12 protein-coding genes are annotated in these 12940 nt (G+C 66.0%); 8 read left to right on the top strand and 4 right to left on the bottom strand.

Annotation, left to right across the window (positions count from 1 at the left end):
* Positions 1-54: 54 nt before the first annotated feature.
* Positions 55-342 (bottom strand): hypothetical protein, encoded by a 288-nt coding sequence (locus JVX90_RS01540; RefSeq protein ID WP_205330732.1) that lies wholly within the window; start codon positions 340-342, stop codon positions 55-57.
* Between the two features lie 65 nt (positions 343-407).
* On the bottom strand, positions 408-2093 hold the full coding sequence (gene eccA, locus JVX90_RS01545; RefSeq protein ID WP_205330733.1) for a type VII secretion AAA-ATPase EccA: 1686 nt from the start codon (positions 2091-2093) through the stop codon (positions 408-410).
* A 112-nt stretch (positions 2094-2205) separates the two neighbouring features.
* On the opposite strand from eccA, the gene purL reads away from it, so the two are divergent.
* From purL to JVX90_RS01580, 7 genes are all read left to right on the top strand, one after another.
* On the top strand, positions 2206-4536 hold the full coding sequence (gene purL, locus JVX90_RS01550) for a phosphoribosylformylglycinamidine synthase subunit PurL (protein ID WP_205330734.1): 2331 nt from the start codon (positions 2206-2208) through the stop codon (positions 4534-4536).
* A 113-nt stretch (positions 4537-4649) separates the two neighbouring features.
* Positions 4650-6257: an alpha/beta hydrolase gene (locus JVX90_RS01555; RefSeq protein WP_205332224.1), complete on the top strand. Its 1608-nt coding sequence runs from the start codon at positions 4650-4652 to the stop codon at positions 6255-6257.
* A 129-nt stretch (positions 6258-6386) separates the two neighbouring features.
* Positions 6387-7070, top strand: a complete 684-nt coding sequence (locus JVX90_RS01560; protein WP_205330735.1) for a DUF805 domain-containing protein — start codon at positions 6387-6389, stop codon at positions 7068-7070.
* A gap of 98 nt (positions 7071-7168) precedes the next feature.
* On the top strand, positions 7169-8251 hold the full coding sequence (locus tag JVX90_RS01565; RefSeq protein ID WP_205330736.1) for a diacylglycerol kinase: 1083 nt from the start codon (positions 7169-7171) through the stop codon (positions 8249-8251).
* Between the two features lie 85 nt (positions 8252-8336).
* Positions 8337-8852 carry a CD225/dispanin family protein gene (locus tag JVX90_RS01570; protein WP_205332225.1) on the top strand — a complete coding sequence of 172 codons (516 nt, stop codon included), beginning with the start codon at positions 8337-8339 and terminating at the stop codon, positions 8850-8852.
* 5 nt (positions 8853-8857) lie between these two features.
* Complete coding sequence (locus tag JVX90_RS01575) at positions 8858-9313, top strand: DUF2752 domain-containing protein (RefSeq protein ID WP_336820157.1); 456 nt, start codon at positions 8858-8860, stop codon at positions 9311-9313.
* A gap of 6 nt (positions 9314-9319) precedes the next feature.
* Positions 9320-9958: a hypothetical protein gene (locus JVX90_RS01580; RefSeq protein WP_205330737.1), complete on the top strand. Its 639-nt coding sequence runs from the start codon at positions 9320-9322 to the stop codon at positions 9956-9958.
* A 19-nt stretch (positions 9959-9977) separates the two neighbouring features.
* On the opposite strand, the gene JVX90_RS01585 is transcribed toward JVX90_RS01580, so the two are convergent.
* A complete protein-coding gene (locus JVX90_RS01585; protein ID WP_205330738.1) occupies positions 9978-10400 on the bottom strand; it encodes a hypothetical protein in 423 nt (140 codons plus the stop codon).
* Between the two features lie 48 nt (positions 10401-10448).
* Positions 10449-11957, bottom strand: coding sequence for a glutamate-cysteine ligase family protein (locus JVX90_RS01590; protein ID WP_205330739.1), 1509 nt, complete (start codon positions 11955-11957; stop codon positions 10449-10451).
* A gap of 124 nt (positions 11958-12081) precedes the next feature.
* On the opposite strand from JVX90_RS01590, the gene JVX90_RS01595 reads away from it, so the two are divergent.
* Positions 12082-12939 carry a PHP domain-containing protein gene (locus JVX90_RS01595; RefSeq protein ID WP_240194009.1) on the top strand — a complete coding sequence of 286 codons (858 nt, stop codon included), beginning with the start codon at positions 12082-12084 and terminating at the stop codon, positions 12937-12939.
* Position 12940 lies beyond the last annotated feature (1 nt).

Consider the following 12940-nt stretch of genomic DNA (forward strand, 5'->3'; position numbering starts at 1 on the left):
AGCGTTGCTCGCTTCTGCGACGGTGACGCCGCCGACGGTGTCGTGAGCGATCGGTCAGCGCAGACCGTCGAGTGCGCGTGCCTGGGTGCGGAGCACGTGTCCCTTCAAGACCAGGACGAACGCGATCGTCGCTGGGATTCCGACAAAGATGAGTCGACCACTGAGATAGCTGGCGAGGTGCTGTCCCGGATCGACGGTCCCGTTCGGTAGGGTCAGAATGTCGGTGAGTAGGAAGCCGATGGTGGCGCCGAGCACCGTGAACGACGTGATGAGAAGGGCTCTGGCCCGAAATCGAAGCTGTCGAGCCCGGCGGTCGGACTCGGTGTCGGAACTGGATGCCATACAGCAAATGCTAGCAAACAATTTGCTGTAGCAAGCACGCGCGACAGTGGGTGCCGCGCAGTGCTTCAGCGACGCGTGGGTGCGAGACGAGAGAGTGCCGCTCGAACGTCGGATGCGGCGAGGGTCATCAGGTCGATGTCCGTCAAGGTGTCGAGGCTGCCCGACGACGCGAGTCGATGCTCGCGTTCCTCCTCGGCGGCCTCGATCAGGTTGCGGGCGTGCCTGCCGTTGCCTGCGACGTCGATCGCCGGACGTGATCCGATGCTCGAGGAGCAGAGCAGGCCGAACGACTCCTCGAGTGCGTGAACTGCACCGGGATCGAGACGCGAGTCGCGCGACAGTGCGATCGACTCGGCGATCTGCACCAACTCAGTCGGTGTGTAGGAGTCGAACCGGAGGCGGCGGGAGAAGCGCGACGCGAGGCCCTCGTTGGCGGCGAGGAGGCGGTTGATCTCGTCGTCGTACCCGGCGATGATCACCACGAGCCGGTCGCGGTCGTTCTCCATCCGAGCGAGGAGAGTGTCGACGGCTTCGCGACCGAAGGCGTCGCCGCCGGACAGGCCTTCCTGAATCAGCGTGTACGCCTCGTCGATCAGCAAGACGCCGCCGACTGCGGAGTCGATGACGGCCGACGTCTTGGGCGCCGTCGAGCCCAGGTGTGTGCCGACGAGATCCTTCCGGCTGACTTCGACCACGGTGTCGGAGTCGAGGACGCCGAGTGCCCGGAACAGTCGTGCGATAAGACGCGCGACAGTCGTCTTGCCGGTTCCGGGTGGCCCGGTGAACGCCAGATGCAGACTTCGTGACTGGGTGCGCAGTCCTTTCTCTGATCGGACCTGCGCCAGGCGCGATGCCGACCGCAGTCGGTCCACCTGTGCCTTCACCGCAACCAGGCCGATCTGCGCGTTGAGTTCGTCGATGACGGCGACCGCTGCAGCGTCGTCCGGCGAGGTCAGCGTCTCGGTCGTACTCGTCTCGGTGCCCTCGACGGCCAGTCGATACCGGGGATCGGCGAGCGCGTCGGCGGCCTCGGAGAGCATCGGGTCGAGGGCGTACGCCTCTTGAAAGCATGGCAGTGCGGCGTCCTCGTCGCCTCTGGTCCGCAGGGTCATGCCCATCATGAACAGCGCCTGCGCGCGGGCGTTGACCAGCCCGGAGTCGCGTACCGACATCAGGCGGCGCAGGCCTTCGTCGAACAACCCGAGATGCGCGCACGCCGTTCCGGCGAGGAAGTCGCAGGCAGCACGCAGGTACTCGTCGGATGACGGCGAGCCGGAGAGCGCTTCGAGGACGTTCCGCCACTGTCGGCGAGCCAACGCGATCAGCGCCCGGCAATAGGGCGTCGACGGTCCGTCTACGTCGGCGTCGAGGACGTCTGCTGCGCCGTCCGGGTCACCTCCGGTAAGCAGCGAAGCCGCGTAGACCACTGCGGCGTCGGAAGCCGTCGACACCGGAAGGTCGATGAACATGCCCGTCGGGAGATGCCCGACTAGATGTCCGGCCGCCAGACCGATACGTCGTTGATCAGCACCGATCCTTGCCCGCGAGCGGTACAGGCCGAGCACGCATGCTCCCGATCGGTCACCGGCGGCCGCGCGTCCGAGCCAGGCGTCGCCCATCGTCGGGTCGATGTCGGTGGCGAGTGTGAAGGCCGCCAGCGCTCGATCCCGATCGGGTGGCGTCTCGGCGACGAGCACGCCGAGTGCTCCGAGGCCCGCTGTGAAATAGTCGCGCGCACTACCGACATTCATCGTGATCCCCCCGAATCGACTGTCCGATACGACTGTAGTGGTGACGCCTTCCCGATGCAGTCGATCGAGCCGTATTGGGTGATGGACCGGAGCACTCGCGCGCTGACATAGAATGTCTGCTGTGAGCGCCCAGGTAGATACCGTTTCCCACGCCGCCGAGACCCCCGACACACCGCAGCCGTACGCCGAGCTCGGTTTGAAGGACGACGAGTACGCGCGTATCCGCGAGATCCTGGGCCGTCGTCCCACGGACGCGGAACTCGCGATGTACTCGGTGATGTGGTCCGAGCACTGCAGCTACAAGTCGTCGAAGGTGCACCTGCGTTACTTCGGTGAGACCACCACCGACGAGATGCGGTCGAGCATGCTCGCGGGCATCGGCGAGAACGCAGGCGTCGTCGACGTGGGTGACGGCTGGGCCGTGACGTTCAAGGTCGAGTCGCACAATCACCCGAGTTACGTGGAGCCCTACCAGGGCGCGGCCACCGGTGTCGGCGGCATCGTCCGCGACATCATGGCGATGGGCGCCCGCCCGATCGCAGTGATGGACCAGCTGCGTTTTGGTGCCGCCGATCATCCGGACACCCGTCGCGTGGTCGACGGCGTGGTCCGCGGCGTCGGGGGTTACGGCAACTCGCTCGGCCTGCCGAACATCGGCGGCGAGACCGTCTTCGACGCCAGCTACCAGGGCAATCCGCTGGTCAACGCGCTCTGCGCCGGTGTCCTCCGCGCTGAAGACCTGCACCTCGCTTTCGCGTCGGGTGCGGGCAACAAGATCATCCTGTTCGGTGCCCGCACGGGCCTCGACGGCATCGGCGGCGTGTCGGTCCTCGCGTCGGAGACCTTCGACGATGCGGACGCCGGGAGCGAAGCGAGCGGGTCCGATGGTTCAGCGGGGAATCGTTCCTCTCGCAAGAAGCTGCCGAGCGTCCAGGTCGGCGACCCGTTCACCGAGAAGGTGCTCATCGAGTGCTGCCTCGACCTGTACCGCGAGGGCCTCGTCGTCGGCATCCAGGACCTCGGCGGCGCCGGACTCTCGTGCGCCACGAGCGAGCTCGCCGCCGCGGGCGACGGCGGCATGCACATCGACCTCGAGAAGGTCCCGATGCGTGCCGTCGGCATGACGCCGGCCGAGGTGCTGTCGAGCGAGTCGCAGGAGCGCATGTGCGCCGTCGTCACGCCCGAGAACGTCGACAAGTTCATGGAGGTGTGCCGCAAGTGGGACGCCCTGGCCACCGTGATCGGCGAGGTCACCGACGGTGAGCACCTCCAGATCACCTGGCACGGCGAGACCGTCGTCGACGTGCCGCCGCGCACCGTGGCCCACGACGGCCCGGTGTACAACCGTCCCGTCGAGCGCCCCGATTGGCAGGACGACGTCATCGCGTCGACCACCGCAGGTCTGAAGCGTCCGGAGACCGGCGACGAGCTGCGCGAGACGTTCCTGAAGATGGTCGCCAGCCCCGCGTTGTGCAGCCGCAAGTTCATCACTGAGCAGTACGACCGCTACGTCCGTGGCAACACTGTGCTCGCTGAGCACGCCGACTCCGGCATGGTCCGCATCGACGAGAAGACCGGTCGCGGCGTAGCGATCTCGACCGACGCGTCGGGCCGCTACACCTACCTCGATCCGTACAACGGCGCGCAACTCGCGCTCGCCGAGGCGTTCCGCAACGTCGCGGTGTCGGGCGCCAAGCCGAGCGCGGTGAGCAACTGCCTCAACTTCGGTTCGCCCGAGGACCCGGCCGTCATGTGGCAGTTCAGCCAGGCCGTCCGCGGCCTCGCCGACGGCTGCGCCGAACTGGGCATCCCGGTGACCGGCGGCAACGTCAGCTTCTACAACCAGACCGGCTCGACGGCGATCCTTCCGACCCCGGTGGTCGCTGTGCTGGGTGTGATCGACGACGTCCGTCGTCGCATCCCGAACGGCATCGGCACGGAGCCGGGTGAGACGCTCATCCTGATGGGCGACACCCTCGACGAGTTCGACGGTTCCATCTGGTCGCAGGTTGAGCACGATCACCTCGGCGGCGTGCCGCCGAAGGTCGACCTCAAGCGTGAGCGCCTGCTCAGCGACATCCTGATCGCCGCTTCGCGGGACGGTCTTGTGTCGGCCGCGCACGACCTGTCCGAAGGCGGCCTGATCCAGGCCGTCGCCGAGGCGGCTCTCGCCGGTGAGACGGGCTGCCGCATCCTGCTGCCGGAGGGCGCCGACCCGTTCGTGTGGCTCTTCTCGGAGTCGACCGGTCGTGTGCTCGTCGCCGTTCCGCGGTCGGAGGAGACCCGATTCACGGGCATGCTGACCGCGCGTCAGATGCCGTGGACGCGCATCGGCGTCGTCGACCAGGGCAGCGATGAACTCGAGGTCCAGGACCAGTTCTCCGTGAAGCTCACTGAACTGCGGGAAGCGCACGAAGGCACACTGCCGGAGCTCTTCGGCTGAGTCTCCTCGACCTTCGCGCGCTGCCTTCGCCTGCTCGTCGCGCGGCAGACTCCATCGGCTCGCTCCTACGGGTCCCGACAGCGGGACTCGTGGGGGCGACGCTGTTCCTGTGGATGTCGTTGACACCGTCCCTCCTACCGCGGGACTGGATGTTTCAGGGCCTCATCGGCGGGATCAGTGCGGCGATCGGTCACGGGATCGGGATCGTCGTCGCCGGGGCGGCGCGACGCTGGCTGGTTCCGAGGCTGGGATTCTGGCCGCCGTCGACAATCGTGCAGACGAGGATCCGGTTGGGGATTCACACGATCTGTGCGGTGGGCACCGTGCTCATGCTGGTCGCGGCGGTGCGGTGGCAGCGCCAGATCGCCGACTACATGGGCACCGTCCCGCCCACCGTCCTCGGCTACTCCCGGACGATAGTGTTGAGCGCCGTCATCGGCCTGATGATCCTCGCGACGGCCCGTGGCCTTCGCGACGAGAGCAGGTGGGTTGCCGGGCTGCTCATCAGGCGGTGGCGGTTTCCGCGGCGCGCGGCCGTTGCTGTCGGCGCGGTCGCCGTTGCGCTCGTGACGTACCTTCTTGTCGCCGGTGTCGGGGTTCGAGTGGGATATGCCGCGTTGAACTGGGCGTTCAGCGCGCAGAACGACACCACTCGCGACGGGGCCGTGCAGCCGACACTGCCGGAGAAGTCGGGGAGCCCGGCGTCGAGGGCGTCCTGGGAGTCGCTCGGATTCGAGGGCCGGAACTTCGTCTCAGGTGGAGTCCGCGCCGCCGAGTTGAGTCGACTGACGGGCCGCCCGGCGAAGGAGCCGATTCGCGTTTACGCAGGCCTGGAGACCGCTGGCGACACCGATGCGCGGATGCGGGTGATCGTCGACGAACTCGAACGCACCGGCGCGTTCGACAGGAAGACGCTCGTCGTCATTCCGACGACAGGCACGGGATGGGTCAATCCGACCGCTGCGCAGACGATGGAACTGGTTGCGGACGGTGACTCGGCCCTCGTGGCCGCGCAGTATTCGTATCTGCCGAGTTGGTTGTCGTTCGTCGCCGACCGGCAGGCCGCCGCCGACGCCGGGCGAGCCTTGGTGACCGCCGTGCACGATCGGTGGCTCACAAAACCCGCAGGCCACCGCCCGAAGTTGTTCGTCTACGGCGAGAGCTTGGGGACGCAGGCGGGTGAGGGAGCGTTCGACGGCCTCGCCGAGATCCGGGACACCGTCGACGGTGTGCTGTGGGTGGGTCCGCCGAACTCGAACCCTTTGTGGCGCAGTCTCACCGACAGGCGCGATCCGGGGACGCCGGAGACGGAGCCGACGTACGCCGACGGCCTGGTGGTTCGGTTCGCGAACGACGCCGAAGGCATCACACGGAATGCACGAGAGTGGTTGGCGCCGCGGGTCCTGTATCTCCAGCATCCGTCCGACCCCGTTGTCTGGTGGTCCACTGACCTGCTGTTCTCCGAACCGGACTGGCTCGCCGAACGGACTGCCGGCAACGCCTCCGCCATGCGGTGGTACCCGATCGTCACGTTCTGGCAGGTCAGTGCCGACCTCGGAAACGCGGCAGGCGTGCCCGACGGTCACGGACACAACTACGGCACACAGATCCTCGACGGTTGGGTCGCGGTGACGAACCCAGACGGTTGGACTGCCGCCGACACCGAACGCATCCGCAACGCGCTCCACGAACTCCGGGGGCATGACGGACCGGAGAAGTAGCGATCCCAAACGGTCCATGCCCCGTCGTACGACCGGATGAGGTCAGGGCGCTGAATGGGTAATCTCTGCTCGACTCGTCAGAGCCAGTTACGATTACGTCTCCATGATCCGAACCGAACAGGACCGACCATGACTTATCCGCCTCAGAACCCCGGCGATCCGAACGCACAGCCGGATCCGTTCGGCCAGACTCAGTTCGGGCAGACGCCGAACTTCGACAAGGGACAGCCTCAGACCCCGCCGCCCGCCTACGGTGCGCCCCAAGGCCAGCCGTCGTACGGGCAGCAGCCCCCGGTGTATGGTCAGCCGGTCGGCGGGTACGACCAGCAGCAGGGCGCCTTTCAGCCGCCGGCCGCGGCACCCCAGAACCCGTACGGCGCGCCGAATCAGTTCGCGGGTCAACCGACCCAGGGCGATCCGGGAACTCTCGATCTCCCCTGGTACGGAATCGGTTTCGCCGATGCGGTGCGTCGTGTCTTCCAGAAGTACGCACGATTCGACGGCCGAGCCAGCCGTGGCGAGTACTGGTGGTGGGTGCTCGCGAACTTCCTGATCGTCCTTGTTCTGGAGATCCCGCTGTTCGCGGCCGGCGACAGCGCGATCGGCGTGGTTTTCGGACTGCTTGTGCTCGTCTACGTGCTTGCGGTGCTGGTGCCGTCGATCGCGGTCGGCGTGAGGCGACTCCACGACGCAGGGTACAGCGGCCTGATGTACCTCTTGGTCCTCATCCCATTCGTCGGTGGACTGGTCGTGCTCGTTCTCATGTGCATGGACAGCAAGCCCGAGGGCGCTCGCTTCGACCAGCGACGCTGATGCTCAGTCGAACCGCGCCGGGGGCTCCGCCCCGGCGCGGTTCGTCGTATTCAGGCCAAGTCGCCCGCCGATGGAGTGACGCGGCATAGCGTTGGCTCATGACATTGCGAGTTGTGGAATGGTCCACCGGAACCGTTGGCCGACATGCGATCACGGGGATCGACGCGCACCCCGACCTCGAATTGGTCGGTGTGTGGGTGTCGGATCCGGCGAAGGTGGGGAAGGACGCAGGGCGTCTCGCTGGACTCGGCAGGGACCTCGGAATCGTCGCGACGAACGACAAAGACGCACTTCTTGCGCTGAAGCCGGACGCGATAGTTCACACGGCCATGACCGACGATCGGGTGGCTGAGGCGATCGCCGACCTCACTTCTTTCGTCGAGGCCGGAATCAACGTCGTGTCGTCCGGGCCGGTGATACTCCAGTTCCCATACGGTGTGCTGCCCGAGTCGATGATCGAGTCCGTCGAGAATGCTGCGCAGGCGGGCGGTGCGAGCATTCACGTCAACGGCATCGACCCGGGATTCGCGAACGATGTGCTTCCACTGTCGATGACGAGCCTGTCGCAGGAGATCGACGAAGTTCGTTGCATGGAGATCGCCGACTACTCCACGTATTACCAACCTGTCGTCATGGCCGAGTTGTTCGGCTTCGGAAAGCCCCTCGACCACACCCCGATGCTCTTGATGCCGGGTGTCCTGTCATTGGCGTGGGGCAGCGTCGTCCGTCAGATCGCGGCGGGACTCGGTGTGACGCTCGACGAGCCGCTCGTCGAGCGGCACGAGAAGGTCGCGGCGTCGGTCGACGTCGACACAGTGTCGGTGCAGATTCCGGCGGGCACGATGGCCGCGCTGCACTTCGAGGTGGTCGGGCAGGTCGACGGCGTCGATCGGATCGTGCTCGAGCATTACACCCGTACACACCGCGACCAATGTCCAGAGTGGCCGCGCCCGGCCGAAGGGGACGGCTGCTACCGGATCGTCATCTCCGGCGAACCGCATATGAGCGTCGAGATGACTCACCACGGCCGCGACGGCGACCACAACGTGTCCGGCATGATTGTGACTGCGCAGCGGCTTGTGAACGCCGTGCCGGCTGTCGTCGCGGCTCGTCCGGGACTGGTCACGGCTTTGGATCTGCCGCTCGTGACGGGACGAGGGCTGGTCGCCGGATCCAAGTGACACCAGGCGCGAAACGGCAGGGCGCAAATCTTTAGCTAACTAGCTAGAGTGTGAACATCAGAACTGAGGGGACAATCGAACGGTGATGACCAATCCCGACGGCGTCGAGCCTGACAAACCAGATACGCCCTCTGGCGAGGGCTCGCCCGATTCGAGTGAGCCGAAGGTTCCCGACCCGCAGTTCGGGCAGGGTCAGTTCGGCGCGCCGCAGCAGGGATACGCCCAGCAGGGATACGCCCAGCACGGGTACGTTCCGGGTCCAGGGCAGGGCTATGTCCAGCCGGGATTCGCACAGCCGGGTTACCCGGCGGGGCCTCCTCGTGTCGCGCAGCCCGATGACTATCTCGTGTGGGCGATTCTGTCGACGGTGCTCTGCTGCCTGCCGCTCGGGGTGGTCTCGATCGTCAAGTCGACGTCGGTCGGCAAGTTGTGGGCCATGGGCGACTACGCAGGCGCCCAACGAGCGTCTGACGATGCGAAGAAGTTCGCGATTTGGAGCGCCGTCGCGAGTGCGGTGGTCTACGTCGCTGTGATCGTTGTGTACGTGGTGTTCTTCCTCGTCTTGTTTGAGACGGGAAGCAGCTCGGGCACTTCGATTTGAGTCAGATGCCGAACCAGCGGCGGCCGTCGACACTCGAACGTCGCATGTCGACGATCGCCAATCATCGTGTGCTTACTCCCGTCCTCGGGGTGAGTGCGGCTATTGCGGTCTCGGTGCTGGTCTGGGTGGGCGACCCGACAACTCCGGGTGGCGTTCTGCCTCCCTGCCCGACGAATTCCCTGCTGCACGTCAACTGTCCCGGATGCGGATCGACGAGAGCGCTCTACAGTCTGCTGCACGGTGACGTCCCGGCTGCCCTGCACTACAACGCGCTCGGAGTTGTCGCGATGATGTTGATCGTCGCGGCCTTCGTGATGCACGTCGTCGGCCTCTGGCGTGGCCGAAAACTGCGCAGCTGGCAGCATCTTCGATACACGCCCTGGATTGCGCTGGCGGCGACGGCCGTCTGGTTCGTCATCCGAAACCTTCCGTTTGCGCCCTTCTCCGACCTGAAAGTATGAACGCCCATGACTGAACCGAACGACCCGCTGGACAAAAACGCGGCGAAGCAACCGAACGACGACTGGACCGCATACGACGAGACCCAAGTCGGCAAGCTGTCGCTGGAGAAGAACGAGTTGGCTGACCCCGAGGCGTACGCGCAGACCATGTTCAACGAGGTGCCGCCGGTGGCCCCGCCTTACACTCCGGCACCCGACCCGTTCGCTCAACCGGAGAGCGCTGTCCCGCCTCAGTACGGTCAGCCCCAGCCTCAGTACGCGGTTCCCCAACCCCAGTACACCCAACCCCAGTACACCCAGCCGCCGTTCGTGCAGCAGTATCAGCCGATGGGATTCGGTCAGCCGATGCCGCGTACAGCGCAGACGTCGGCGATTCTCGCGACGGTGTTCGGCGGTCTCCTGGTCGTCGGCTGCTACACGACACTCATCGGGCTCGCTCCGCTGATCTTCGGCATCATCGGGATCACCAAATCCAACTCGGTGACGAGCCTGTGGGGGATGGGTCAATACGACGCCGCACGCCACGCCGCAGTCGAATCGGAGAAGTACGCGCGCTGGGCGTGGATCAGCATGGCCATCGGGTTCGCCGTTGTCGTCCTGATCATCGTCGTCATCATCGCGATAGCGGCGGCGAACTCGAACTGACCAGGTCAGGCGGCGTCGGTCAGTACTGGACGCCGCTGAGGTTGCGGGCGTACGCGACGCGGTTGTAGACGTCCATGACGTTCGACGGGTCGAAGACCGGGACTGATGTCGTGTGCATGAAACCGCCGCTGGTCACCGTCACCTGCACAAAGCCAGTCGTCCGACGTTCCTTCGCGAGCAGGAAGAACAGGCTGAAAAGGCAGACCACGAACGCGCCGACGATTGCACAGACGATCGCCCACGTAGGGATCTCCTCCGACGTGTGCGACATGTCGGTCACGTGCCAACTCGCACCGGCGATAGGCACGGTCCCGCTCGGCGTTACGACGTGTGTCTGGGTGCACGAGATGTCGCCGATGGCCACCAGTGGGGGAGCCGGCGGAGTCGGCTGCTGGAAGCCGTTGTTCTTCTCCCACGGATTCGGCGGGTACGGGCTGGTCATGGCGGATATCGTACGGCCTGCACGACTCGGACCCGATGACTACCCGTTCTACAGCGGCCAGTTGTGCACAGGCTCGCCCTCGTGCATCAAGGTCTTGTAGTCGAGCAGCATGCCGTGGAGCGCCTGCTGGCGCGTCTCGCCGGCCTCCTCGCGAGCGAGGACGGCGCGACGCTGCCACACCGAACCGGTCTGTTTGGTGACGCAGCGACCTTCGATGACGCCGAGATAGCGACGCTTCGCCTTCTCCGACACCCCGAAGGAGGTCAAGCCCTTCTCAGCGAGTGGCAGCAGGCGGCGCAGCGTCAACTCGTCGGGGCTCACCCACCCGATGTTGGGCCAGTACAACTGCGAGTCGAGGCCCCACTGGGCTCCGGCGGCGAGGTTCTCGCGGGCCGCGTCGAACGACATCTGCGACCACAGCGGGCGGTCCGACTCGACGAGGCCGCGCACCAGACCGTAATAGAACGCGGAGTTGGCCATGATGTCGACGACGGTCGGGCCCGCGGGCAGCACTCGGTTCTCGACACGTAGATGCGCCTGCCCGTCGACGACGTCGTACACGGGCCGGTTCCACCGATACACCGTGCCGTTGTGCATCCGCAGTTCGTCGAGGTCGGGGATCCTGCCTGCGTCGAGTTCGTCGATCGGGTCGATGTCCGTCGACACGGGAAGCAACGCCGGGAAGTAGCGAGTGTTCTCCTCGAAGAGGTCGAAGATGGTGTTGATCCATCGTTCGCCGAACCATACGCGCGGCCGGACGCCCTGGTTGCGGAGTTCGAGCGGCCGAGTGTCGGTGGCCTGCTCGAACACCGGGATACGGGTCTCATGCCACAGCGCCTTGCCGGACAGGAACGGTGAATTGCCCGCCAGTGCCACCTGGATCCCCGCGATGGCCTGGGCGGCGTTCCAATGTGCGGCGAAGTCTTCCGGGGCCACCCGCAGGTGCAACTGTAGTGACGTGCACGCAGCTTCCGGCAGGATCGAGTCGGTTGTCGTCAGCAGTCGTTCGGCGTTGAACGGCTCCGACAGTGGGACACCGGTGATGTCGAGTTCCAAATCCTCGCCGCGTGCGGCGAAGATCTGCTCGTTGAGCAGGCTGTAGCGGGGATTTGTCGAGATCCACTGCCCGGCGAAGTGCTCGTGCCGCAGTGTCGGCAGCATCCCGATCATCAGCAGGTGATTGCCCGTCGACGCCGCCCGTGCCTCGGCGCGGTTCAGCGACGTGCGCAACATCTGCTCCAGGCTCACCGTGTCGCCACCGACGAAGGGCCGAGGCGACACGTTGATCTCGACGTTGAACTGGCCGAGCTCAGTCTGGAAGTCGGGGTCGGCGATCGCCTCGAGAACCCGGGTGTTCGCCATCGACGGCTCGGCGTTCTCGTCGATCAGATTCAGCTCCACCTCCATTCCGAGCAGCGGCTCCGGAGGCCGACCGTGGTCGGTGAACAGTCCGTCGGCGAGCATCCGCGCGATCGCGTCCGTGCCCTTGGACACCTGCGACCGGAACCGCACCCGATCGGCACCGCTGAACTTCTGATGGTCAACTTCCGCACCCATGACGTCATGGTGCCGGAAACGGCGACACCGACGCGGCCGTTCGCCCTAACCTGCCCTTCGGTGTCGCCTGCTGACACCGAACGACAGGTTAGTGCCGCCCGTGCTGTGGAATAGCATTCCAGGCATGATGACCGCGGATCTGCATGTGCATACTCACTTCTCCGACGGCACCGACACCCCGGAGGAGTTGTTCGCGGCGGCGAAGGCGGCGGGACTGACAACACTCGGGCTCACCGATCACGACACGTCCAAGGGGTGGGAGCCGGTCGCGGCCTCGGTGCCTGCGGGTATGCGAGTCCTGCCCGGTGCGGAGTTCTCCACGAAGCACCCGGCGGCCGACGGGTCGTTGGTGTCCGTCCACCTGCTCGGGTACCTGTTCGATCCGGCATCGCCCGCGATCGTCGCGGAATGGCAGCGGATGAAGGACGACCGCCGACTTCGTGGCGAGAGGATCGTCGAGAAGCTGATCGCCGCCGACTACCGGATCGACCTTGAGCGCGTTCGTGAGATCGCCGGGCCGAGCAACATCGGTCGACCGCACATCGCTCGTGCACTCGTCGAGGCGGGTGTGATCTCCACAGTCGGGGAGGCGTTCAGCGGATTGCTCGACGACGACGGGGACTTCTACGTCGCGCTGCGCTCCACAACGCTGGTCGAAGGCATCACGATGGTCAGCGAGGCCGGGGGAGTCCCCGTCGTCGCGCACCCGCGCGCCCGCGCGGCGGCGGATGTGCTGACAGCGGAGGTGCTCGAAGAGCTCGCCGACAGGGGACTGCAGGGCATCGAGGTCCGCCACCCCGACCACAACGACGCCGCGCGCGCGGAACTCGGCGGAATCGCAACCGACCTGCGCCTGTTGCAGACCGGGTCGAGCGACTACCACGGCGGCAACAAGACACTTGTCATCGGACAGGAGCGCACGTCCGACGACGTCGTCGACACGATCATCGAACGCGGCGCCGTCGCGCCGTTCGTCGGCTGAC

This window comes from Gordonia sp. PDNC005, assembly GCF_016919385.1.
In the GTDB taxonomy this organism is placed as follows: Bacteria; Actinomycetota; Actinomycetes; order Mycobacteriales; family Mycobacteriaceae; genus Gordonia.

Bases quoted from the DNA above. Each gene is read 5' to 3' on its own strand.
- JVX90_RS01540 (WP_205330732.1), bottom strand. From the start codon at position 342: ATGGCATCCAGTTCCGACACCGAGTCCGACCGCCGGGCTCGACAGCTT.
- eccA (WP_205330733.1), bottom strand. From the start codon at position 2,093: ATGAATGTCGGTAGTGCGCGCGACTATTTCACAGCGGGCCTCGGAGCA.
- purL (WP_205330734.1), top strand. From the start codon at position 2,206: ATGTCTGCTGTGAGCGCCCAGGTAGATACCGTTTCCCACGCCGCCGAG.
- JVX90_RS01555 (WP_205332224.1), top strand. From the start codon at position 4,650: ATGTCGTTGACACCGTCCCTCCTACCGCGGGACTGGATGTTTCAGGGC.
- JVX90_RS01560 (WP_205330735.1), top strand. From the start codon at position 6,387: ATGACTTATCCGCCTCAGAACCCCGGCGATCCGAACGCACAGCCGGAT.
- JVX90_RS01565 (WP_205330736.1), top strand. From the start codon at position 7,169: ATGACATTGCGAGTTGTGGAATGGTCCACCGGAACCGTTGGCCGACAT.
- JVX90_RS01570 (WP_205332225.1), top strand. From the start codon at position 8,337: ATGACCAATCCCGACGGCGTCGAGCCTGACAAACCAGATACGCCCTCT.
- JVX90_RS01575 (WP_336820157.1), top strand. From the start codon at position 8,858: ATGCCGAACCAGCGGCGGCCGTCGACACTCGAACGTCGCATGTCGACG.
- JVX90_RS01580 (WP_205330737.1), top strand. From the start codon at position 9,320: ATGACTGAACCGAACGACCCGCTGGACAAAAACGCGGCGAAGCAACCG.
- JVX90_RS01585 (WP_205330738.1), bottom strand. From the start codon at position 10,400: ATGACCAGCCCGTACCCGCCGAATCCGTGGGAGAAGAACAACGGCTTC.
- JVX90_RS01590 (WP_205330739.1), bottom strand. From the start codon at position 11,957: ATGGGTGCGGAAGTTGACCATCAGAAGTTCAGCGGTGCCGATCGGGTG.
- JVX90_RS01595 (WP_240194009.1), top strand. From the start codon at position 12,082: ATGATGACCGCGGATCTGCATGTGCATACTCACTTCTCCGACGGCACC.